This is a genomic window from Streptomyces corchorusii, assembly GCF_001514055.1.
In the GTDB taxonomy this organism is placed as follows: Bacteria; Actinomycetota; Actinomycetes; order Streptomycetales; family Streptomycetaceae; genus Streptomyces; species Streptomyces olivaceoviridis.
The window spans coordinates 1-21,981 of record NZ_KQ948364.1; the positions used below are offsets into that span (position 1 = coordinate 1).

Annotated in this window: 20 protein-coding genes and 1 riboswitch; of the genes, 11 read left to right on the top strand and 9 right to left on the bottom strand. The window is 71.1% G+C overall.

From position 1 onward, the window contains the following. Positions 1–108 precede the first annotated feature (108 nt). The 10 genes from clsA to AQJ11_RS31465 all read left to right on the top strand — a co-directional run bounded on the left by clsA (position 109) and on the right by AQJ11_RS31465 (position 10,442). A complete protein-coding gene (clsA, locus tag AQJ11_RS31420) occupies positions 109–717 on the top strand; it encodes a cardiolipin synthase ClsA (RefSeq protein WP_014671419.1) in 609 nt (202 codons plus the stop codon). Between the two features lie 113 nt (positions 718–830). Then, positions 831–3,326, top strand: coding sequence for a mannose-1-phosphate guanyltransferase (locus AQJ11_RS31425; protein ID WP_059265427.1), 2,496 nt, complete (start codon positions 831–833; stop codon positions 3,324–3,326). Positions 3,327–3,456: 130 nt separating this feature from the next. Next, positions 3,457–4,365 carry a DUF881 domain-containing protein gene (locus AQJ11_RS31430; protein ID WP_208616659.1) on the top strand — a complete coding sequence of 303 codons (909 nt, stop codon included), beginning with the start codon at positions 3,457–3,459 and terminating at the stop codon, positions 4,363–4,365. Continuing rightward, on the top strand, positions 4,362–4,694 hold the full coding sequence (locus AQJ11_RS31435) for a small basic family protein (protein WP_003988855.1): 333 nt from the start codon (positions 4,362–4,364) through the stop codon (positions 4,692–4,694). The genes AQJ11_RS31430 and AQJ11_RS31435 overlap by 4 nt, the downstream gene beginning before the upstream one ends. A 5-nt stretch (positions 4,695–4,699) precedes the next feature. Further along, on the top strand, positions 4,700–5,563 hold the full coding sequence (locus AQJ11_RS31440) for a DUF881 domain-containing protein (protein ID WP_014671416.1): 864 nt from the start codon (positions 4,700–4,702) through the stop codon (positions 5,561–5,563). Positions 5,564–5,753: 190 nt separating this feature from the next. Further along, a complete protein-coding gene (locus AQJ11_RS46635) occupies positions 5,754–6,584 on the top strand; it encodes an FHA domain-containing protein (RefSeq protein WP_189817380.1) in 831 nt (276 codons plus the stop codon). Between the two features lie 44 nt (positions 6,585–6,628). Further along, on the top strand, positions 6,629–7,366 hold the full coding sequence (gene ftsR / locus AQJ11_RS31450) for a transcriptional regulator FtsR (RefSeq protein WP_059265429.1): 738 nt from the start codon (positions 6,629–6,631) through the stop codon (positions 7,364–7,366). 85 nt (positions 7,367–7,451) lie between these two features. Further along, on the top strand, positions 7,452–7,925 hold the full coding sequence (locus tag AQJ11_RS31455; RefSeq protein WP_026253112.1) for a bifunctional nuclease family protein: 474 nt from the start codon (positions 7,452–7,454) through the stop codon (positions 7,923–7,925). Between the two features lie 261 nt (positions 7,926–8,186). Next, on the top strand, positions 8,187–8,870 hold the full coding sequence (locus AQJ11_RS31460; protein ID WP_086011502.1) for a MerR family transcriptional regulator: 684 nt from the start codon (positions 8,187–8,189) through the stop codon (positions 8,868–8,870). Positions 8,871–8,951: 81 nt separating this feature from the next. Next, positions 8,952–10,442: a DNA polymerase IV gene (locus AQJ11_RS31465; RefSeq protein ID WP_059265430.1), complete on the top strand. Its 1,491-nt coding sequence runs from the start codon at positions 8,952–8,954 to the stop codon at positions 10,440–10,442. Here AQJ11_RS31465 and AQJ11_RS31470 read toward each other — a convergent pair. Beyond that, the gene (locus AQJ11_RS31470; protein WP_041665015.1) at positions 10,364–10,735 is read right to left on the bottom strand and encodes a PRC-barrel domain-containing protein; all 372 of its coding nucleotides are present in this window, start codon (positions 10,733–10,735) and stop codon (positions 10,364–10,366) included. The two genes, AQJ11_RS31465 and AQJ11_RS31470, sit on opposite strands and share 79 nt — an antisense overlap. A 119-nt stretch (positions 10,736–10,854) precedes the next feature. Then, positions 10,855–10,949: riboswitch (glycine riboswitch) on the top strand. A gap of 174 nt (positions 10,950–11,123) precedes the next feature. Here AQJ11_RS31470 and gcvP point away from each other — a divergent pair. Further along, positions 11,124–14,009, top strand: coding sequence for an aminomethyl-transferring glycine dehydrogenase (gene gcvP / locus AQJ11_RS31475; RefSeq protein WP_014671410.1), 2,886 nt, complete (start codon positions 11,124–11,126; stop codon positions 14,007–14,009). A 55-nt stretch (positions 14,010–14,064) separates the two neighbouring features. Here gcvP and AQJ11_RS31480 read toward each other — a convergent pair whose 3' ends face one another. From AQJ11_RS31480 to AQJ11_RS31515, 8 genes are all read right to left on the bottom strand, one after another. After that, positions 14,065–14,484, bottom strand: coding sequence for a TOBE domain-containing protein (locus tag AQJ11_RS31480; protein WP_014671409.1), 420 nt, complete (start codon positions 14,482–14,484; stop codon positions 14,065–14,067). 28 nt (positions 14,485–14,512) lie between these two features. Continuing rightward, complete coding sequence (locus tag AQJ11_RS31485) at positions 14,513–15,793, bottom strand: ABC transporter ATP-binding protein (RefSeq protein ID WP_079082481.1); 1,281 nt, start codon at positions 15,791–15,793, stop codon at positions 14,513–14,515. Further along, positions 15,790–16,650: a molybdate ABC transporter permease subunit gene (gene modB, locus AQJ11_RS31490; RefSeq protein WP_014671407.1), complete on the bottom strand. Its 861-nt coding sequence runs from the start codon at positions 16,648–16,650 to the stop codon at positions 15,790–15,792. The genes AQJ11_RS31485 and modB overlap by 4 nt, the downstream gene beginning before the upstream one ends. Next, positions 16,647–17,486: a molybdate ABC transporter substrate-binding protein gene (gene modA, locus AQJ11_RS31495; RefSeq protein ID WP_059265431.1), complete on the bottom strand. Its 840-nt coding sequence runs from the start codon at positions 17,484–17,486 to the stop codon at positions 16,647–16,649. Before modA ends, modB begins: the two co-directional genes overlap by 4 nt. 199 nt (positions 17,487–17,685) lie before the next feature. Then, positions 17,686–18,081 (bottom strand): TOBE domain-containing protein, encoded by a 396-nt coding sequence (locus tag AQJ11_RS31500; protein ID WP_041665013.1) that lies wholly within the window; start codon positions 18,079–18,081, stop codon positions 17,686–17,688. A gap of 225 nt (positions 18,082–18,306) precedes the next feature. After that, positions 18,307–20,265 (bottom strand): APC family permease, encoded by a 1,959-nt coding sequence (locus AQJ11_RS31505; protein ID WP_059265432.1) that lies wholly within the window; start codon positions 20,263–20,265, stop codon positions 18,307–18,309. A gap of 251 nt (positions 20,266–20,516) precedes the next feature. Next, positions 20,517–21,074, bottom strand: coding sequence for a hypothetical protein (locus AQJ11_RS31510; RefSeq protein WP_014671403.1), 558 nt, complete (start codon positions 21,072–21,074; stop codon positions 20,517–20,519). Between the two features lie 165 nt (positions 21,075–21,239). Then, positions 21,240–21,770, bottom strand: coding sequence for a universal stress protein (locus AQJ11_RS31515; protein WP_014671402.1), 531 nt, complete (start codon positions 21,768–21,770; stop codon positions 21,240–21,242). Between the last annotated feature and the right edge of the window lie 211 nt (positions 21,771–21,981).

Consider the following 21,981-nt stretch of genomic DNA (forward strand, 5'->3'; position numbering starts at 1 on the left):
CTCCTTTTGAAGCTCCGGCTCTTGGGCACTGCCCAGGGGCCGGAGCTTTTTTGCGTTGAGGTAAGGTCAGGGGGCATCGTTGGTTCATTTCGCACAGGAGGCCCCCGGGTGGAGGTCCAGGAGACCCGCGTCCAGACAGACCGGGTCCTCACCATCCCCAACATCCTCAGCATGGCGCGGCTCGTCGGCGTACCCCTCTTCCTGTGGTTGATCCTCAGGCCGGAGTTCGGCGGCCCCAAGAGCGATGGCTGGGCCCTCCTCGTGCTCGCGTTCAGCGGGGTCAGCGACTACCTGGACGGCAAGCTCGCCCGCCGCTGGAACCAGATCAGCAGCCTCGGCCGGCTGCTCGACCCCGCGGCCGACCGGCTCTACGTCCTGTCCACGCTGCTCGGACTGACCTGGCGGGAAATCCTCCCGCTCTGGCTCACCGCCCTCCTGCTGGCCCGGGAGCTCGTCCTCCTGGTCATGGTGGGCATCCTCCGCCGGCACGGCTATCCGCCGCCGCAGGTGAACTTCCTCGGCAAGGCCGCGACGTTCAACCTCATGTACGCCTTCCCGCTCCTGCTGCTCAGCGACGGAAACGGATGGATCGCGTCACTCGCCGCAGTTTTCGGGTGGGCTTTCGCCGGATGGGGTACAACCCTCTATTGGTGGGCAGGAGTGCTGTACGTAGTACAAGTCCGCCGTCTGGTGCGCGCGGACGCCGTGGCCGATTGAGCCCGTCTCTTGTCTGGACAAAGTCGTCCGATGGCCCCCCGCCGTGAAATGCGGGACACTTTGGACGGGTGAAGTCGGCTAGACAGTCATCTCTTTAGGAGGACGCTTCCGACATGAAGGCCGTCGTGATGGCCGGCGGCGAAGGCACGCGCCTTCGCCCAATGACCTCCAGCATGCCCAAGCCGCTCCTGCCCGTGGCGAACCGCCCGATCATGGAGCATGTGCTGCGACTGCTCAAAAAGCACGGGCTCAACGAGACCGTGGTCACCGTGCAGTTCCTGGCGTCCCTCGTAAAGAACTACTTCGGTGACGGCGAAGAGCTCGGCATGGAGCTCACGTACGCCAACGAGGAGAAGCCACTCGGTACCGCCGGAAGCGTCAAGAACGCCGAGGAGGCGTTGAAGGACGATGCCTTCCTCGTCATCTCCGGCGATGCCCTGACCGACTTCGACCTCACCGAGCTGATCAATTTCCACAAGGAGAAGGGCGCTCTGGTCACGGTCTGCCTGACCCGTGTGCCCAATCCGCTGGAGTTCGGCATCACCATCGTCGACGAGGAAGGCAAGGTCGAACGCTTCCTGGAGAAGCCGACCTGGGGGCAGGTCTTCTCCGACACGGTAAACACGGGCATCTACGTCATGGAGCCCGAGGTCTTCGACTACGTCGAAGCCGATGTGCCCGTCGACTGGTCCGGCGATGTCTTCCCGCAGTTGATGAAGGAAGGCAAGCCGATCTACGGCTATGTCGCCGAGGGCTACTGGGAGGACGTCGGCACACACGAGAGCTATGTCAAGGCCCAGGCGGACGTCCTCGAAGGCAAGGTCAACGTCGACATCGACGGCTTCGAGATCTCCCCGGGCGTGTGGGTGGCCGAGGGCGCCGAGGTGCATCCCGACGCCGTGCTGCGCGGGCCGCTGTACATCGGTGACTATGCGAAGGTCGAGGCCGGCGCGGAGATCCGGGAGCACACCGTCGTCGGCTCCAATGTCGTCGTCAAGAGCGGTGCCTTCCTGCACAAGGCTGTCGTGCACGACAACGTGTACATAGGCCAGCACAGCAATCTGCGCGGCTGTGTCGTCGGCAAGAACACCGACATCATGCGTGCGGCCCGGATCGAGGACGGCGCGGTCATCGGTGACGAGTGCCTGATCGGTGAGGAATCGATCGTTCAGGGCAACGTCCGCGTCTACCCGTTCAAGACCATCGAGGCCGGTGCCTTCGTCAACACCTCGGTGATCTGGGAGTCCCGGGGGCAGGCCCATCTGTTCGGAGCCCGGGGCGTCTCCGGCATCCTGAACGTGGAGATCACGCCGGAGCTGGCGGTCCGGCTCGCCGGCGCCTACGCCACGACCCTGAAGAAGGGCTCCACCGTCACCACGGCCCGCGACCACTCCCGCGGCGCCCGGGCGCTCAAGCGGGCGGTGATCTCCGCACTCCAGGCCAGCGCCATCGACGTGCGCGACCTGGAGAACGTACCGCTGCCCGTGGCCCGGCAGCAGACCGCGCGTGGCAGTGCCGGCGGCATCATGATCCGGACTTCGCCGGGTGTCCCGGACTCGGTCGACATCATGTTCTTCGACGGACAGGGCGCGGACCTCTCGCAGGGCAGCCAGCGCAAGCTGGACCGGGTGTTCGCACGCCAGGAGTACCGGCGGGCGTTCCCCGGTGAGATCGGTGACCTGCACTTCCCGGCCAGCGTCTTCGACTCGTACACCGGATCGCTGCTGCGCAACGTCGACACGACCGGGATAGCCGAGTCGGGCCTGAAGGTGGTCGTGGACGCCTCGAACGGCAGCGCCGGGCTCGTGCTGCCCAGCCTGCTCGGCAAGCTCGGTGTGGACTCGCTGACCATCAACCCGGGTCTGGACGAGTCCCGGCCCACGGAGACGGCCGAGATGCGGCGGAAGGGGCTGGTGCGGCTCGGTGAGATCGTGGCGTCCTCGGGTGCCGCGTTCGGTGTGCGGTTCGACCCTGTCGGCGAGCGGCTGTCGCTCGTGGACGAGAAGGGCCGGATCATCGAGGACGACCGGGCGCTGCTGGTCATGCTCGACCTGGTGGCCGCCGAGCGGCGCAGCGGACGAGTGGCGCTGCCGGTCACCACGACCCGGATCGCCGAGCAGGTGGCGGCGTACCACGGTACCCAGGTCGAGTGGACGACCACTTCGCCCGACGACCTCACGCGCGTGGGGCGCGAGGAAGGCACCATCTTCGGCGGCGACGGCAAGGGCGGGTTCATCGTCCCGGAGTTCAGCGGTGTGTACGACGGCACGGCCGCCTTCGTGCGCCTGATCGGGCTCGTGGCGCGGACGCAGCTCACGCTGAGCCAGATCGACGCCCGGATCCCGCGGGCGCACGTCCTCAAGCGGGACCTGGCGACGCCGTGGGCCGTCAAGGGCCTGGTGATGCGACGGGTGGTCGAGGCGGCGGGAGACCGCTCCGTCGACACGACCGACGGTGTGCGGGTCGTGGAGACCGACGGGCGCTGGGTGATGGTGCTGCCCGACCCGGCCGAGGCGGTCACCCATCTGTGGGCGGAGGGGCCGGACGACGCCTCCGCGCAGGCCCTGCTGGACGAGTGGTCGGCGGTCGTGGACAGCGCCGGCCGGTGACGGTCGGCGGCTGAGAACGGCAAAACCCGCTGCACGCGTGCGTGCCGGACAAGTGTCCCCAAGGGGGCCTGTCCGGCACGCCGGTGGGGCCGTTCGGAGGTACTGCTCGCGACATGCGACGATGTGCGGCATGCCGCAGCAACCCCCCGTTCGGAGCAGCCCCACGCGGCCGCAGCGCCCGGACGCCTCCATGTCGTTGATCACCAACGTCATGGACCACAGCCTCGACGACGGGTACGCCGAGGCCGCCGCCCGGAGGAAGTCCGAGGGCGAGGGCGGCCTGCCGAAGACGCTCCGGGCCAAGCTGGGCCTGGCCGCCGGCCTCGTCCTCACGGCGCTCGTCGTGACCGTGGGGGCGGCCCAGGCGCGCGTGACAGCGCCCGTCGTGGCCAAGGAGCGCCAGGAGCTGATCGACCGCATCGACAGCGAGACGGCGGACGCCGACAAGCTCGAAAGCACCGTCGACACGCTGCGCGACGACGTCAGCGCGCGCCAGCGGGCGGCCCTGAAGTCGAGCGGGGGCAGCGCCGAGGCGGACCTGGTGGGTCTGCTGTCGGGTGCCACCGCGGTGCACGGTCCGGGTGTCAAGCTCGTCGTGAACGACGCCAAGGAGGCGGGCGGCGGCGGGGACGGCTCCAATCCCCGCGAGACGTCGGACTTCTCCGACACCGGCCGGGTACGGGACCGCGACATGCAGCGCGTGGTCAACGGGCTGTGGGCCTCCGGCGCCGAGGCGATCTCCGTCAACGGACAGCGGCTGACCGCCCTGTCCGCGATCAGGGCGGCGGGTGACGCGATACTGGTCGACAACAGGCCGCTGGTGCCGCCGTACACGGTGCTGGCGGTGGGGAACGGGGAGAGGCTGAGCACCGGGTTCCAGAACAGCGCCGACGGCCTGTATCTGCATGCCCTGGAGGAGAGCTACGGCATCCGCGCCACCATTTCGACGGAGGGCGACGTCCGGTTGCCCGCCGCACCCAGTGTGACCGTACGCACAGCACAGCCGAAGTCCGAGAAAACCGAGAAGGGCACATCGTGATCGCCGTACTGGGCCTCGTCGTGGGAGTCGTGGCCGGCCTGTTGGTCCGGCCCGAGGTTCCGGCGGTCGTCGAGCCTTATCTGCCGATCGCCGTCGTCGCGGCGCTGGACGCCGTCTTCGGTGGTCTGCGGGCCATGCTCGACGGCATCTTCGACGACAAGGTCTTCGTGGTGTCGTTCCTGTCGAACGTGGTCGTAGCCGCCCTCATCGTGTTCCTCGGCGACAAGTTGGGCGTGGGCGCGCAGCTGTCCACGGGCGTCGTCGTGGTCCTGGGCATCCGTATCTTCTCCAACGCCGCGGCGATCCGGCGGCACGTGTTCCGGGCGTGACACCGATGAGCGAGCAGAACGACAGCAACGACGGCAACGGCCGGAACGACCAGCCGGGGAACCGGCTGCGCAGGGAACTGCCGGCGGAAGTGCCCGCGCCCGCGCCCGAGGCCGGGCAGCCGGCCGAGGGGGAGCCCCAGCAGCCGCTGACGGGCCGGCAGCGGCTCGTCAAGGGGCTGTGGCCCCCGCGCTTCACGCGTGCTCAACTCATCGTCGCGGTGCTGCTGTTCGGGCTGGGCTTCGGCCTGGCCGTGCAGGTGGCGTCCAACAGCGACACCGACAGCGCGCTGCGCGGAGCCCGCCAAGAAGATCTTGTACGCATCCTCGATGAACTGGATTCGCGCACTCAGCGTCTTCAGGACGAGAAGCAGGGGCTCGAAAAGCAGCGTCAGGAGCTTCAGAGCAGCTCCGACCAGGCCGCGGAGGCGCGCCGGCAGACCGCCGAGAAAGAGAGGCAACTCGGCGTCCTGGCGGGCACCGTGGCGGCGCAGGGTCCCGGCATCACCATGACGATCGAGGACACGAAGGGGACGGTCCAGGCGGACATGCTGCTCGACGCGATCCAGGAGTTGCGCGCGGCCGGTGCGGAGGCGATCCAGGTCAACGGGGTCCGGGTGGTGACGGGTACCTACTTCACCGACGCCGGCAAGAGCGTGAGCGTCGACGGGAACAAGATCAACGCCCCCTATCGTTTCAAGGTCATCGGCAAGCCGCAGGATCTTGAGCCCGCGCTGAACATCCCTGGAGGCGTGGTGCAGACTCTGGAGAAGGAGCAGGCCACGGTGACCGTCGAGCGGTCGGACAAGATCGTCGTGGACGCCTTGCGACAGGCGAAGCGGCCTGACTACGCTCGGTCGTCCTCCCAGTGAACCGGCGGTGCATGGGGGCCGTCCGGCAGGGGCATGAGGTTGCGGGGGGTCGGCGCACCGAAGGGGTGGTGCGTGGTGGAAACTGTCTGGTGGTTACGGACGTTGTGAGAATGTCCGGCTCGGCCGGTGTAGGCAATCAGGGTTCGTCCTGCCCCACGGGCGGGTCTGTTTCGGTCAAGGGGAATCGCCCGTGAAGTTGTTTGCGAAGTTGTTCGGCAAGAGCGCGCGAGAGGGCAGCGGCAACGCGACCGCTCGTCATCGCGCACAGCCTGACGCGGAGGGCCAGCGCCCGCTGTTCCGGGACCAGGTCGCTGGTCCGGGCGGTGACATTTCGGGAGGTCAGGGCGCGGCGTCTGTTGACCCTGCCCAGTCCGGCGGCATAGGTTTCGGGCAACCGTCAACCTCAGGTACGGGTGGAGGGTTCGCCTCCGGCCCGTACGCGTCCAACGCCCCGGCGGGGCAGCCGCGGCAGGAGGATCCGTCGATGTCGGTCCTGGTATGTACGAGGTGCGGTAACCGGAACGCGGAGAACGCCCGGTTCTGCTCCAACTGCGGGGCGCCGCTGCGTCCCGGGTTGACGCCCGAGCGGGCCACGGAGACGACGTCCACGATCTCGATCTCGGGCCTGGAGGCCTACGACTCCGAGGCGACCGGTCAGACGCCGCTGCCGATGCTCTCCCCGGAGGCACAGGCCGCGGTGGACGCCCTGCCGATGGGCTCGGCGCTGCTGGTGGTGCGCCGGGGGCCGAACTCGGGCAGCCGCTTCCTGCTGGACAGCGACCTGACCACGGCCGGCCGTCATCCGCAGAGCGACATCTTCCTGGACGACGTGACGGTCTCCCGGCGCCACGTGGAGTTCCGGCGCTCCCCGGACGGCTCCTTCACGGTGGCCGACGTGGGCAGCCTGAACGGCACGTACGTCAACCGGGAGCGCATCGACCAGGTCGCTCTGTCGAACGGTGACGAGGTGCAGATCGGCAAGTACCGGCTGGTGTTCTACGCGAGCCGGCAGGGCATCTGACCCGCCCCCGGACTGATGTCCGGGGGGACCCCCAGGGAAGGTCCATGGTGCAAACACCGAGCGGCGGTGCCGGAAGCGGTACCGCCGCCAGGGACAGTGGGCTGATGAGCATCGGCACGGTGCTGAACGTGCTGCGCGACGAGTTCCCCGAAGTCACCATCTCCAAGATCCGCTTCCTGGAGTCGGAGGGGCTCATCGAGCCGCAGCGGACCCCGTCGGGGTACCGCAAGTTCAGCGCCGGGGACGTCGAGCGCCTCGGTCACGTCCTGCGGATGCAGCGGGACCACTACCTGCCGCTCAAGGTGATCCGTGAGCATCTGGACGCCATGGAGCGGGGTGAGGCCGTCCCGCTGCCCGTGGTGGGCCGCCAGCGCACCGCGGAGGACGTGCCCGCGCGCGTGGAGGGGCCGACGGTGGCCAGGATCGGCAGGGCCGAGCTGCTGGCCGCCGCGGACATCGACGAGGACGACCTGAAGGAGTGGGAGTCCTACGGGCTCATCACCGCGCTGGAGGACGGGGCCTACGACGCCGAGGCCGTCACCGTGGCCTCGCTCATCGCCGAGCTGGGCCGGTTCGGGATCGAGCCGCGCCACCTGCGGGTGATGAAGGCCGCCGCCGACCGCGAGGCGGGCCTGGTCGACCAGGTCGTGGCCCCCCTCAAGCGCCACCGCAACCCGCAGACCAGGGCGCACGCCGAGGCCCGTACGAAGGAGCTGGCGGCCCTGACGGTGAAGCTGCACGCGGCCCTGGTGAAGACCGCTCTCGGTGTGCGGCTGCCCTGATCCGGCGGGCCGTGGAGCGGCCGGATCGGGCACCTGTTCCCGGCCCGACTACCCAAACGTCCCGGGCACGGCCTAGGGTTGCTGTGTGAACGAGCTCGATGTCGTAGGTGTCCGGGTCGAAATGCCCTCCAACCAACCGATCGTGCTCCTGCGCGAAGTGGGAGGCGACCGTTACCTCCCCATCTGGATCGGGCCGGGGGAGGCGACGGCGATCGCCTTCGCCCAGCAGGGCATGGCCCCCGCGCGACCGCTGACCCACGACCTGTTCAAGGACGTGCTGGAGGCCGTCGGCCAGGAGCTGACCGAAGTGCGCATCACCGATCTGCGGGAAGGTGTCTTCTACGCGGAGCTGGTGTTCGCCAGCGGGGTCGAGGTCAGCGCCCGCCCCTCCGATGCCATAGCGCTAGCCCTGCGCACCGGGACGCCGATCTACGGCAGTGACACGGTGCTGGACGACGCCGGCATCGCCATTCCGGACGAGCAGGAGGACGAGGTGGAGAAGTTCCGCGAGTTCCTCGACCAGATCTCGCCCGAGGACTTCGGCACCAGCAGCCAGTGAGCCCTGGGACCGGCCCGTCCGCCCCGGTGGTCCACCGGGGCGGACGGCGGCCCCGCACGGCCCTCGCCCCGGCAATTGCCCCCGGCCAGTGAGAGCGTCCTACGGCCCCCCGTCAGCGCATTCGGCTAGCCTTTCCCCGCGGTGGGACACGGGAAACCACTCCTTGGGTGATTATCACTCGGCGTGCCGAGTGTGGCGATCGTTGACGCACCCCTGGTGACTGCCTACCGTCGAGAAGGCAGGTCAAGGACGGAGGTCGGCGTGAGAACCAGCGGCGACGGTACGGCTGGGGGTGCCCCCGGACGCGGTTTCGGGGAGAGCGGTCCGTACCCGCCCCCGAGCTCGCGACCGCGCTCAGGCGGGGGTCATGCCCATCCCGGCAGCGCGGTGGAGCACGCTCCGCAGCTGCCGACGGCGGTGCCGAACGGCGGAGGGGTGGCGTCCATGGCGTCCGAGGAGATCGGCTACCGCGGGCCCACGGCCTGCGCGGCTGCCGGCATCACCTACCGGCAGCTCGACTACTGGGCCCGCACCGGTCTGGTCGAGCCCAGCGTACGGCCCGCCTACGGGTCGGGCACCCAGCGTCTGTACAGCTTCCGGGACGTCGTCGTCCTGAAGATCGTGAAGCGGTTCCTGGACACCGGGGTGTCCTTGCAGAACATCCGCACGGCCGTCCAGCACCTCAGGGAACGCGGTTTCCGCGACCTGGAGCGGATGACCCTGATGAGCGACGGCGCGACCGTGTACGAGTGCACCTCGCCGGACGAGGTGCACGCCCTGCTCCAGGGCGGTCAGGGCATCTTCGGGATCGCTGTCGGCGTGGTGTGGCGGGACGTGGAAAGCGCCCTCTCCCAGCTGCACGGCGAGCGCATCGACACCGGCGAGACCCTGGTCGGGCACAACCCCGCGGACGAGCTGGCGCGGCGCCGCAACCGGGCGGTCTGACCTCCGGCTCCGGCCGCCGGCCCTCTCGCGGGGCGCCCCGGCCGCACGGCGTTGTCAGTGCCGTGGTGCAGCATCGGAGATGTGAGAAACGCGCCCACGATCCTGCATCTCGACATGGATGCCTTCTTCGCCTCGGTGGAGCAGGCGTCCAAGCCGAGCCTGCGCGGGAAAGCGGTGGTCGTGGGCGGGCTCGGACCGCGCGGGGTGGTGGCGACCGCGTCGTACGAGGCACGGGTGTTCGGGGTCCACTCGGCGATGCCCATGTCCCAGGCGCGCCGGCTGGCACCCAACGCCGCGTACCTGGTGCCGCGCTTCACCCTGTACCGGACGATCAGCGAGCAGGTGATGGCGCTGCTGCGGGAGCTGTCACCGCTGGTGGAGCCGCTGAGCCTGGACGAGGCGTTCGTGGACCTGGAGGCCGGGGGAGCGGCCTGGGACGGGGAGTCGGCGCGGCGGGCCGGGGAGAAGCTGCGCGCGGACATCCGGGCGGTCACCGGGCTCACTGGATCGGTGGGGCTCGCCGCCTCCAAGATGCTCGCGAAGATCGCCTCCGAGCAGGCCAAGCCGGACGGCCTGCGGCTGATCGAGCCGGGCACGGAGCGGGCGCTGCTGGCGCCGATGCCGGTGCGCACCCTGCCGGGGGTCGGACCGGCCACCGGGGACCATCTGCGCCGGGCCGGGATCACCACGGTGGAGGAACTGGCGGAGGCCGGCGAGGACGAGCTGGTCCGGCTGCTCGGCAAGGCGCACGGGCACGCGCTGTACGCCATGGCCCTGGCCCGGGACGAGCGGCCCGTGGTGGCCGAGCGGGAGACCAAGTCGGTGTCGGTGGAGGACACGTACGACGTGGACATCCACGACCGGCTGCGGGTCGGTCTGGAGGTGCAGCGGCTGGCCGACCGGTGTGTGGGGCGGCTGCGCCAGGCCGGGCTGTCCGGGCGGACCATCGTGCTGAAGGTGCGGCGGTACGACTTCTCCACCCTGACCCGCTCCGAGACGCTCAGGGGGCCCACGGACGACCCCGTGGTCATCCGCGAGGCGGCGGCGCGACTGCTGGACTCCGTGGACACCACGGGCGGGGTGCGGCTGCTCGGGGTGGGGGTGTCCGGGCTCGCCGACTACACGCAGGAGGACCTGTTCGCGCAGGCGATACCCGTGCCCGCGGCGAAGGAGCCGGAGAAGGATGCGGTGGAGGCTGTCGTGGAGCGGGCGGAGCCGGTCGAGCGGCAGTGGCGGGCCGGACAGGACGTGCGGCACGCGGAGCACGGGCACGGGTGGGTGCAGGGGAGCGGGCTGGGGCGGGTGACCGTGCGGTTCGAGACGCCGCACTCCCCTCCGGGGCGGGTGCGGACGTTCTTCTCCGACGATCCCGCGCTGGAGTCCGCCGATCCGCTGCCGTTGGTCCCGGATTCCTCCCACCCGGCCGAACGTCCCGGTCCGCCCGACCGCGGCCGTCGCACGGCTCCGTCCCGGCCCCCGGAGGACCTCGCGGCTCAGGCCTCCTCCGACCCCGCCAGCTTGCCGAAGTCGCGGTCCGGGACCTTGGGGGGTGAGGCCACGTCGAGGCCGTAGTGGTGGTAGAGCTGGAGCTCCTGTTCGGGGGAGAGGTGGCGGCCCACGCCGAAGTCGGGGGCGTCCTTGATGAGGGAGCGGTCGAAGGGGACGTGCAGGGTGCCCTCGACGAGTTCGCTGGGCTCCAGCGGCACGAAGGCGTCCCGGGAGAACAGGCCGGTGCGTATGGCCGCCCATTCGGGCACGCCGGTCGCGTCGTCCAGGTACACCTCGTCGATGGTGCCGATCTTGGTGCCATTGCGGTCGAACGCCTTGCGGCCGATCAGGTTGCGTGGATCGATGTCGGTCTGCACGGTCCCTCTCCCTCCACGTGGTCGCAACTCATCCGTAAGCACTACAAAAGAGCACATTCAAGGAGGCGGCCACTCGAAGGCCCCGGTGTTGACCTCGCTGGTAGGCTGACAGCGGCTGTCGACCCCGTGCGGGAGAGTCCTCCGACCACCTCGGAGGCGCCGAAGGAGCAAATCCTCCCCGGAATCTCTCAGGCTCACGTACCGCACGGACGAGGTCACTCTGGAAAGCAGGGCGGATGTCGACGGCTTCCGCTCTCACCGACGGGGAAAGCCGGTGCCCACGGGCGTCCGGTGAAGCTCTCAGGTCGAGATGACAGAGGGGGAGGCCGTCGGGGTACCCGCGCCGTGGTGCCCCTCGCAGGTCGCGTCAGACCAGGAGGCCTCCGCAATGACCGCCCATCGCATTCCGCTCTCCGAACTCGAAGCGGGCACCCCGTTCGAGCAGCGCCACATCGGGCCCGACCAGGAGGCGCGGGCCAAGATGCTCGCGCAGGTCGGGTACGGCTCGCTCGACGAGCTGACCGCCGCCGCGGTGCCGGATGTGATCAAGAATGCCGACGCCCTGGACCTGCCGGGCGCCCGCACCGAGGCCGAGGTGCTCGCCGAGCTGCGCTCGCTCGCCGACCGCAACCAGGTCCTCGGCTCCATGATCGGCCTGGGCTACTACGGCACCTTCACGCCCCCCGTCGTCCTGCGCAACGTCATGGAGAACCCGGCCTGGTACACGGCCTACACGCCGTACCAGCCGGAGATCTCCCAGGGCCGCCTGGAGGCCCTGCTGAACTTCCAGACGATGGTCGCCGAGCTGACCGGTCTGCCCACCTCCGGCGCCTCCCTGCTGGACGAGGGCACCGCCGCCGCCGAGGCCATGGCGCTCTCCCTGCGCATGGGCAAGAACAAGAAGGGCCTGTTCCTGGTCGACGCGGACGCGCTGCCGCAGACCATCGCCGTGATCCAGACCCGCGCCGAGCCGACCGGCGTCGAGGTCGTCGTCGCCGACCTCGGCGACGGCATCCCGGCGGACATCGCCGAGCGCGAGATCAGCGGCGTGCTGATCCAGTACCCGGGCGCCTCGGGTGCCGTACGGGACATCAAGCCCGTCATCGACCAGGCGCACGAGCTGGGCGCCCTGGTCACGGTCGCCGCCGACCTGCTCGCGCTGACCCTGCTGACCTCGCCGGGCGAGCTCGGGGCGGACATCGCCGTCGGCACGACCCAGCGCTTCGGTGTGCCGATGGGCTTCGGCGGCCCGCACGCCGGCTACATGGCCGTACGCGAGAAGTTCGCGCGCAGCCTCCCCGGCCGGCTCGTCGGCGTCTCCGTCGACGTCGACGGCAACAAGGCCTACCGCCTGGCGCTCCAGACCCGTGAGCAGCACATCCGCCGCGAGAAGGCCACCAGCAACATCTGCACCGCCCAGGTGCTGCTCGCCGTGATGGCCGGCATGTACGCCGTCTACCACGGGCCGGAGGGCCTGCGGACCATCGCCCGGCGCACGCACCGGTACGCCACGATCCTCGCCGAGGGGCTGAAGGCCGGTGGCGTGGAGATCGTGCACGGCGCGTACTTCGACACCCTCACCGCGCGGGTGCCCGGCAAGGCCGCCGCGGTCGTCGCCGCCGCCCGGGAGAACGGGGTCAACCTGCGCCTCGTCGACGCCGACCACGTCTCGGCGGCCTGCGACGAGACCACCAACCGGGCCCAGCTGGCCGCCGTCTTCGCCGCCTTCGGTGTCGAGGGCGACATCGAGGCGCTGGACGAGACCGCCGAGGACACCCTGCCCGAGGCGCTGCTGCGCACCGACGCCTACCTCACCCACCCGGTCTTCCACCAGCACCGCTCCGAGACCGCGATGCTGCGCTACCTGCGCAAGCTGGCCGACCGCGACTACGCGCTCGACCGCGGCATGATCCCGCTGGGCTCCTGCACCATGAAGCTCAACGCGACCACCGAGATGGAGCCGGTCACCTGGCCCGAGTTCGGGCAGCTGCACCCCTTCGCACCCGTCGAGCAGGCCCAGGGCTACCTCGCGCTCATCCACGAGCTGGAGGACCGCCTCGCCGAGGTCACCGGCTACGACAAGGTCTCCCTCCAGCCGAACGCCGGCTCCCAGGGCGAACTGGCCGGTCTGCTCGCCGTACGCGGCTACCACCGCGCCAACGGCGACGAGCAGCGCACCGTGTGCCTCATCCCGTCCTCCGCGCACGGCACCAACGCGGCCAGCGCCGTGATGGCCGGCATGAAGGTCGTCGTCGTCAAGACCGCCGAGGACGGCGAGATCGACGTCGAGGACCTGCGCGCCAAGATCGAGCAGCACCGCGACGAGCTGGCGGTGCTGATGATCACCTACCCCTCCACGCACGGTGTGTTCGAGGAGCACGTCGCCGACATCTGCGCCCAGGTGCACGAGGCGGGCGGCCAGGTGTACGTCGACGGCGCCAACCTCAACGCGCTCGTCGGCCTCGCCAAGCCCGGCCACTTCGGCGGTGACGTCTCCCACCTGAACCTGCACAAGACGTTCTGCATCCCGCACGGCGGCGGCGGCCCGGGCGTCGGCCCGGTCGCGGTCCGCTCGCACCTGGCGCCGTACCTGCCGAACCACCCGCTCCAGCCGGAGGCCGGCCCCCAGACGGGCGTGGGCCCGATCTCGGCCGCCCCGTGGGGCAGCGCGGGCATCCTGCCGATCTCGTGGGCCTACGTCCGTCTGATGGGCGGCGAGGGCCTCAAGCGGGCCACGCAGGTCGCGGTGCTCTCCGCGAACTACGTCGCCAAGCGCCTGGAGCCGCACTACCCGGTGCTCTACACCGGCCCCGGCGGCCTCGTCGCGCACGAGTGCATCATCGACCTGCGCCCGCTGACCAAGGCGACCGGCGTGAGCGTGGACGACGTGGCCAAGCGCCTGATCGACTACGGCTTCCACGCGCCGACCATGTCCTTCCCGGTGGCCGGCACGCTGATGATCGAGCCGACCGAGTCCGAGGACCTGACCGAGCTGGACCGGTTCTGCGATGCGATGATCGCCATCCGCGCGGAGATCGACAAGGTCGGCTCCGGCGCGTGGCCCGCCGAGGACAACCCGCTGCGCAACGCCCCGCACACCGCCGCCGCGCTCGGCGGTGAGTGGACGCACGCCTACAGCCGCGAGGAGGCCGTCTTCCCGGCCGGTGTCTCGGCCGCCGACAAGTACTGGCCGCCGGTGCGCCGCATCGACCAGGCCTACGGCGACCGCAACCTGGTGTGCTCCTGCCCGCCGCTGGACGCCTACGAGGACTGAGCGAACCGCTGACGAAGGCCCCGCCCGGATCTCCGGGCGGGGCCTTCGCGATGTCCTACGCCGTCGCCAGCGAGACCTCCGTCGCCTTGATCAGGGCGACGACGTCGGAGCCCACGAACAGGCCGAGGTCCCCGACCGCGTCCTTCGTGATCGCGGCGGTGAGTTCGCCGCCTTCCACGGCGACCCGGACGGTGGCCATGGCCTCGCCGAGCGAGAGGCGGATGACTGTGCCCCGCAGCTGGTTGCGGATCGACAGACCCTCGACCCGGTTGGCGGCCAGGGAGACCTCCGTCGCCTTCACCAGGGCGGTCACCGGGGAACCCAAGGCGAGGCCGAGCTGCTCGACGGCTTCCAGGGTGACGGCCGCGGTGAGGTCCTGGCCGCCGGTGAGCCGGACTTTGACGGTCGCCATGACTTCGCCCGGGCGCACCTCGGTGACGGTGCCGGGCAGCTGGTTGCGGATGCTCAGGGTCATGGGCACCCACCGTAGAGGGCCGGTCCGCTCAGGCCGGGTATGCGTGGGTCTGCGTCGCTTTGACCGTCGCCCAGACCGGTGCACCCGGGTGCAGGTCCAGCTCGGCGGCGGCGACCGTCGTCAGGTCCGCCGCGAGCGGCAGCTCACCGGTGAGGTCGGCGCGGATCTGATCGCCGTACGTCTCCAGGCCGGCGACCTCGCAGCGCCACAGGTTGCGGGCGCTGGCGCCGGAGGGCCGGTCCCGGAACAGGGTCACGGCGGACGGCGGGAAGGCCACGAAGGCCGGGCCCGACAGCTCCTCCGTGGTCGTGATCGCGGGCCCGGTGTCGAGCCGTACGGTGTGCCCCGCGGCCTGTCCGCGGTAGAGGTTGAGGCCGACGAGCCGCGCGATGTAGTCCGTGCGCGGGTGACGGGCGATGTCGGCGGGGGTGCCCTCCTGGACGACCCGGCCGTGCTCCACGACCACCAGCCGGTCCGCGAGCACCATGGCGTCCAGCGGGTCGTGGGTGACCAGCACGGAGACCGCCTCGAACTCGGCCAGGTGGCGCCGGAGCTGTGCGCGGACCTCCAGCCGGGTACGGGCGTCCAGGGCCGCCAGCGGCTCGTCCAGGAGCAGCAGCCGGGGACGGGTGGCCAGGGCGCGGGCGAGGGCCACGCGCTGGGCCTGGCCGCCGGACAGGCCGCGCGGCTTGGAGCCCGCGTGGGCCGTCAGACCCATCCGCTCCAGCCAGGCCGCCGCCTGGGCGCGGGCCTCCGCCTTGCGCACGCCCTGGCAGCGGGGGCCGAAGGCGACGTTGTCCAGGGCGGACAGGTGGGGGAAGAGCAGGTAGTCCTGGAAGACGACGCCGACCGGGCGGGACTCCGCGGGTGTGCGGGTCAGGGGGGTGCCGTCCAGGCGGAGGTGACCGTCGCTGAGGGGGGTGAGGCCGGCGAGGGCGCGCAGGGCGGTGGTCTTGCCGGCGCCGTTGGGGCCCAGCAGGGCGAGGACCTCGCCGGGAGCGGCTTTCAGGGTCACGTCCAGGCGGAAGGCGCCGCGGTCGACGACGAGGCGGGCGTCGAGACCGGAGGGCTGCTGCGGGTCGGTGGTGCGCGGCCGGCCCCCGGCCGGCTCCGGGTTCCCGCCCGCACCGGCCGTGCGGGTCTCGCCGCCGGGTCCGGGTGGCCCCTGCGGGACGGGAGCGCCTTCGGCGGCTGCGGCGGGTTCCTGTGCGGAGGCGGTGCCGTCCGTGGTCGGGGCGGGGTCGGTGGGTGCCGCGGGGTCCCGGGAGGGCTCGGTGCCGTCGGCGGCCTGGGGGCGGGGAGTCGTCATGACGTTGTCATCCAGCGGTCCCTGAGGCCCGCCAGTACCGCGATCGACACGGTCAGCAGGACCAGGCTGAGGGAGATGGCGGCCTCGGGGTCGTTCTGGAGGGCCAGGTAGACCGCCAGGGGCATGGTCTGGGTGCGGCCGGGGAAGTTGCCCGCGAACGTGATCGTCGCGCCGAACTCACCGAGCGCGCGGGCCCAGGCCAGCACCGCGCCCGCCGCGATGCCGGGCGCGATCAGCGGAAGCGTCACCCGGCGGAACGCGGTGAAGCGAGAGGCGCCGAGCGTGGTCGCCGCCTCCTCGTACCGCGGGTCGGCGGCGCGCAGCGTGCCCTCCACGCTGATCACCAGGAACGGCATCGCGACGAACGCCTCCGCGATCACGACCCCGGCGGTGGTGAACGGCAGCGTGATGCCGAACCACGCGTCGAGCCACCGGCCGATGACGCCGTTGCGGCCCAGGGCGAGCAGGAGGGCCACACCGCCGACCACCGGCGGCAGCACCAGCGGCAGGGTCACCAGGGCGCGCACGAGACCCCGGCCGGGGAACTCCGTTCGGGCCAGCAGCCAGGCCAGCGGCACACCGAGGACGAGGCTGACGGCGGTCGCCGCCGTGGCGCTCACCAGGGACAGCTGGAGCGCCTGCCACACCTCCGCGTCGGCCAGCCGGCCCGGCAGGCCGCGCCACGGCGCGCGGACGAGCAGGGCGAGCAGCGGCAGCAGCAGGAACGCCAGGGCCAGCACGCCCGGCAGCAGCAGCGGCAACGGCACTCCGCGCCGGCCCCCCGTGCCGACGCGGCGGCGCCGTGGTCGGCCCGTGCGGGGGCCGGTCGCGGCACCGGGCTTGTCGAGCGAGGTCACGGCTTGAGGAACCCGGCCTCGCTCAGCACCTTCTGGCCCTCGGCGGAGCGTACGAGGGCGACGAACGCCTTGGCGGCCTCGGTGTTCGGCGCGTTCTTCAGCAGCGCGATCGGGTAGTCGTTGACGGCCCGGGCCGATTCGGGGAACTCCACACCCTCCACCTTGTCACCGGCGGCCCTGACATCGGTCTTGTACACCACCGCCGCGTCGGCCTCCTTCAGCTCCACCTTGGTCAGGGCGCCCTTGACGTCCTGCTCGTAGGAGACCGGCGTGAGCTTGAGACCGCTCGCGTCCAGGGCCTTGTGGGCGGCGGCGCCGCACGGCACGGTCCTGTCGCACAGGACGACCTTCAGACCGGCCTTGGTGAGGTCCTTCAGGGAGGCCACCTTGTGCGGGTTGCCCGGTACGGTGGCGATCTCCAGCTGGTTGCGGACGAAGGTGACCGGGGTGCCGGCCGTGTCCTTCTGGTCCGTCACGACGGCCATGGTCTTGGGGCTGGCCGCGGCGAACACGTCCGCCGGGGCTCCGCCGGTGATGTTCGCGGCGAGGGTGTCGCTGCCGCCGAAGTTGAAGCTGACCTGTGTGCCCGGGTGCTGCTTCTCGAACTCCTTGCCCAGGGCCGTGAAGCTCTCCTTCAGCGAGGCCGCCGCGAACACGGTCACCGTGCCGGAGAGCTTCGGGGACGTCGATGTGCCGGAGGAGGCGGACGAGTCGGAGGAGTTGGACGAGTCGGTGGAGCCCGACGAGGAGGAGCAGGCGCTGAGGGCCAGCGCGGCGGCGGCTCCCGCGCCGGCCAGCCGCAGCATCCGCCGGGTCCGGCGCACGGAACGGGTCATCACGGATCTACTCCTCGGTTCTGTCGAACGACGTCGCGCCCGGGCACGGCCCAGTTGGCCATGCCGTGATGATTTTGCCGCATGTACCAGGCAGAAGTCATCTGTTGCCTCGCATGAGCTGGCAACTGTGGGCTTGCGGCTTGCATGTGCGTTTGCACGGCGCTCGTCGGTCCGAGGTGTGACGGTCGTGCGTGCCCGGTCAGGTCCGGTCGATGTGCACGTTGGTGGACTTCACACGCGCGGTTGCCTCCATGCCGACCTCCAGGCCCAGTTCCTCCACCGCCTCGCGGGTCAGCAGCGAGACGAGCCGGTGCGGGCCCGCCTGGATCTCCACCTGGGCGGCGACGTCGCCGAGCTTGATCGCGGTGACGATGCCGGGGAAGGCGTTGCGGGCCGAGGTGTACGAGGCGTCCTCCTCGGCGGCGCCCGCCTTGGCCAGTTCGACCGAGAACGCGGCGAGGTCTCTGCCGTCGACGAGCCGCCGCCCGGACTCGTCGCGGTGCGTGGCCACCCGGCCGGCGTCGGCCCAGCGGCGGGCGGTGTCCGGGCTGACGCCGAGCAGCCGCGCGGCCTGACCGATGGTGTAGGACTGCATGCCGGTCACGATAGGGCCACGCCCCCGGGAACCATGGACACGGGTCGGCCGCCGGAGGTGCCGTGATGCGGCCGTACCGCGCCCCGGTCCCGGCGGAAGCGTTCGGCGGCTGCGGGGCCGGGCGTACGTCGTCGCGGTGCGGGACGGCCGGAGCGCCGAGGCGATCCACGCCCGAACGCGCGGCCCGGCTCAGCCGCGATGCACGTCCGGCCGCGCGGCCAGGGGTCAGCCCGTGTGCACCCGTGGCCGGCGTTCGCGGTCCGGTTCCGCCTCGCGCAGGACCTCGCGGGTGACCGGGGCGACCTCGCCCTGGCCGAAGAGGAAGAAGCGGAGGAAGTTGGCGAACGGGTTGCCTTCGGTCCACTCGAAGTAGATGTGCGGGGTGCAGCCGGTGACGTCGCGGATGTGCAGCAGCAGCGCGGCGAGGGCGTTCGGGATCGAGGCGGACTCCAGCGTCAGCACCCGGTAGCGGCCGTGCAGCACCTCGCCGCGGACGGTGAGGCCCGCCTCGAACTCCGACGGGTCGGTGACGGTGACCTCGACGAAGACGAAGTCCTCCTGCTCGGGCAGGTCGTTGTCGGTGCGGATCTGCTCGATCTTGTCGCGGTACTCGGCCTTGTCCCGGCGGTCCGGCTCGTTGGCGATGAACCGCATCTTGCGGCTGGCCATGTCCCGTATGAACCGTTCCGCCATGGGATCGAGCGACACGCTGGTCACCCGCAGCTCGAAGGCACGGGCCAGCCGGGACAACAGGGACACCAGCACGATGCCCGCGATGAAGCAGGCACCGATCTTCACACCGTCCGGGCGCTCGATGACGTTCACGACGGTCGTGTAGAGGAACACCACCGAGATCACCGCGAACGTGACGGTCCAGCCGTGCTGTCCCGCCTTGCGCGCGGCGATGGTCACGGCGATGGCGGCCGAGCTGATCAGCACCAGCACACCGGTGGCGTAGGCGCCGCCCTGCTTGTCGACGTCGGCGTCGAAGATCCAGGTCACCAGGAAGGCGACCAGGGTGAAGACGATGACCATCGGCCGCACCGCCCGCGCCCAGTGCGGGGCCATGCCGTAGCGGGGCAGGTAGCGGGGCATCAGGTTGAGCAGCCCGGCCATGGCGGAGGCGCCCGCGAACCACAGGATGGCGATCGTCGACACGTCGTACACCGTGCCGAAGGTGTTGCCGAGGTACTCGTGCGCGAGGTAGGCGAGGGCGCGGCCGTTGGCCTGGCCGCCCGTCTCGAACTCCTTCTCCGGGATCAGCAGCGTGGTGATGAAGCTGGTGGCGATCAGGAAGCAGCTCATGATCAGCGCGGCGGTGGTCAGCAGCTTCTTGGTGTCGCGGATGCGTCCCGCGGGGTGCTCCTCGGTGTCGCCGGCGTCGCCCCTGACGTGCGGCATGACGGCGACACCGGTCTCGAAGCCGGACAGGCCGAGGGCGAGCTTCGGGAAGACGATCAGTGCCACGCCGATCATCACGAAGACGTTGCCGTGTTCGGCCGTCAGGGCGCTGGACCAGTCGGTGACCACGTGCCCGGCGGTGACGACGTGCCACAGGCCGGTGATGACGACGACGAGGTTGAGGCCGAGGTACACGCCCACCAGGGCGACCGCGACTCCGATCGCCTCCAGGAAGCCCTTGAGGAAGACCGCGCCGAGCAGGGCCACCAGCAGGAGGGTGATCAGCATCTGCTTGCCCTGGAGGGCCTGCGTCAGATGCGGGTTCTCCACCAGGTGGGTGGAGGCGTCGGCGGCGGACAGCGTGATGGTGATGAGGAAGTCCGTCGCCGCGAAGCCCAGCAGGGTGAGCACGAACAGCTTGCCCTGCCAGAACGACAGCAGCCGCTCCAGCATCGCGATCGAGCCCTCGCCGTGCGGGCTCTCCTCCGCGACCCGGCGGTAGACCGGCAGCGCGCCGGCCAGCGTCACGATGACGAGCACGATGGTCGCGACCGGCGACAGCAGACCGGCGGCCAGGGCGGCGATGCCGGGCTGGTAGCCGAGGGTGGAGAAGTAGTCGACGCCGGTCAGGCACATCACCCGCCACCAGCGCTGTCCCTGGTGCGGGGGCTCCGGCTCGGCGTGGGGTCCGGTGTGGCCACCGCCCTTGCCCATGTCGGACAGGCCCTCCAGCATCCACGCGCGCAGGCGGCTGGTACTGGGAGGGCGCTCGGTCGTGACCATCGGCGTGCTCCTGGTGTGCGGCTCAGCTCTTTGCGGCCATCACGCGGACGGCGGCACCAGCGTAAGCAGAGAGTGACGCCTGGGCCCATGGATCACGGCTCGGGCGGCGTCAAGCTTGCGTTAAGAATGGCCCGCGCGGGGCGGAGCCGCACCGAGAAGGGGAGGCGGGGGCGGGTTCGTCCGGGGTCGGGCGGAGCGGGTGGGCGCGGGGGAGCCGGCGGGGGAGCCGCCCGGGTGGCGGCCACCGAGCGTCACTCCAGGCCCGACGCCCGGAACACACCGAGGGCCGTCTCGCGGTCCACGCGGCGGGCCAGGTGGTGCAGCTCCGTCGCACCGCTCAGCAGCGTGCCGGCGGCCTCCGAGCCGCGGGTGCCCTCGTGCAGCCGGTACCACAGTTCCGGGTTGCGGACGAGGACCTCCGGGTCGATCTCGATCCGGTTGCCGAGGGCGTCGCGCAGCACCAGGCGCTGGGTGACACCGTCCAGCGGGCGCACCGCGGTCAGCAGATCGGTGCGGACGCGGCGGGTGCGGTACAGGCGCCGGGTGGCCAGCCAGTTCCGCCCGGCGGACACGCGCACCGGGAACAGCACGAGGAGCAGGAGCAGGGCCAGCAGGAGCCACAGGGCGCCGCGCCACCAGGTCAGCGAGCCGGCCGCCCAGTCGACGCACAGCAGCAGGCCGAACAGCGCGCCCGCGCAGCCGGCCGACGTGCGCGCGTCCTGGGTCCAGCCGCGGTCGTGCACCACGGTCCCGGCGCCGGACGGGTGGGCGCCGGTCGGCTGGGGGCGGGTGTCGTTGCCGTGCTCCATGGGGAAAACGGTAGTCCGTCGACGGTGCCCCGGCTTCGCCGTTGACGGTGCTCTGACGGCCGGGGGCCGGATCTTGACGGGACGGCAGCGGCCCGGCGTGCCGTCCTCGCCCCGCGCACCGGTGCGTGACCTGGTCGCCCCCTTCACGACCCCCGGGGTGCCGATTCACAACCCCCGGGTGTCGATGCGCAGATGCCACGTGTTGCGGCGGTGGACGGACAGCAGCTCCGATTCCAGCGGGGACGGGGGCACCGCCAGGACCGGGCAGACCGCGTGGGCCAGGCAGTGCCGGGAGACCCGGCCGGAGAAGGCCCGTTGCAGTCCGCGCCGCCCGGCACCCACGACCAGGACGTCGTCCTCCCGGTTCGCGGTCGCCACCAGCGCCGGGCCGGGGGCGCCGCGGACGACGACGGGCTGCATCGGCACACCGGGGCCCTCCGCGTCGAAGGTCTCCTCCAGCACCGAGGCCAGCCGCTGCTTGGCGAGCCGTTGCCACTCCTCGACCAGCAGTCCGGCGGTGGGGGAGCGCCGCGCGGCGGAGTCACCGCCCGGTGGTTCCCAGGCCAGCACGGGCCAGAGCCGGGCTCTCAGCCGACGGGCCAGCGCGGCGGCCCGCCGCAGGGCCGTGACGCTGTTCAGGGAGCCGCTCACACCGACCACCACGCGCGTGGCCGCCGAGCCGTCGTAACCGGACATGACTCATGCTCCACCGTTCCGGACGGGCACCGGAGGGGGTGACGCCCCTGACGCCCGTGACACCCGCGGGGATGCCCGCCGCGATTCCTCGCTTCCTTCCATCCCACTCCCGTGCCGGTGATTCGACCAGCCGGGCGGTACGAGCACTCCCGCGACCACTCCCGCGAACGCCCCTGGGATCATTAAGATTCGGCGCTCATGACGAAACTTT

Bases quoted from the DNA above. Each gene is read 5' to 3' on its own strand.
- AQJ11_RS31505 (WP_059265432.1), bottom strand. From the start codon at position 20,265: ATGGTCACGACCGAGCGCCCTCCCAGTACCAGCCGCCTGCGCGCGTGG.
- gcvP (WP_014671410.1), top strand. From the start codon at position 11,124: ATGACCGCCCATCGCATTCCGCTCTCCGAACTCGAAGCGGGCACCCCG.
- AQJ11_RS31510 (WP_014671403.1), bottom strand. From the start codon at position 21,074: ATGGAGCACGGCAACGACACCCGCCCCCAGCCGACCGGCGCCCACCCG.
- modA (WP_059265431.1), bottom strand. From the start codon at position 17,486: ATGACCCGTTCCGTGCGCCGGACCCGGCGGATGCTGCGGCTGGCCGGC.
- ftsR (WP_059265429.1), top strand. From the start codon at position 6,629: ATGGTGCAAACACCGAGCGGCGGTGCCGGAAGCGGTACCGCCGCCAGG.
- AQJ11_RS31430 (WP_208616659.1), top strand. From the start codon at position 3,457: ATGCCGCAGCAACCCCCCGTTCGGAGCAGCCCCACGCGGCCGCAGCGC.
- AQJ11_RS31480 (WP_014671409.1), bottom strand. From the start codon at position 14,484: ATGACCCTGAGCATCCGCAACCAGCTGCCCGGCACCGTCACCGAGGTG.
- AQJ11_RS31440 (WP_014671416.1), top strand. From the start codon at position 4,700: ATGAGCGAGCAGAACGACAGCAACGACGGCAACGGCCGGAACGACCAG.
- AQJ11_RS31485 (WP_079082481.1), bottom strand. From the start codon at position 15,793: ATGACGACTCCCCGCCCCCAGGCCGCCGACGGCACCGAGCCCTCCCGG.
- AQJ11_RS31425 (WP_059265427.1), top strand. From the start codon at position 831: ATGAAGGCCGTCGTGATGGCCGGCGGCGAAGGCACGCGCCTTCGCCCA.
- AQJ11_RS31500 (WP_041665013.1), bottom strand. From the start codon at position 18,081: ATGCAGTCCTACACCATCGGTCAGGCCGCGCGGCTGCTCGGCGTCAGC.
- AQJ11_RS31515 (WP_014671402.1), bottom strand. From the start codon at position 21,770: ATGTCCGGTTACGACGGCTCGGCGGCCACGCGCGTGGTGGTCGGTGTG.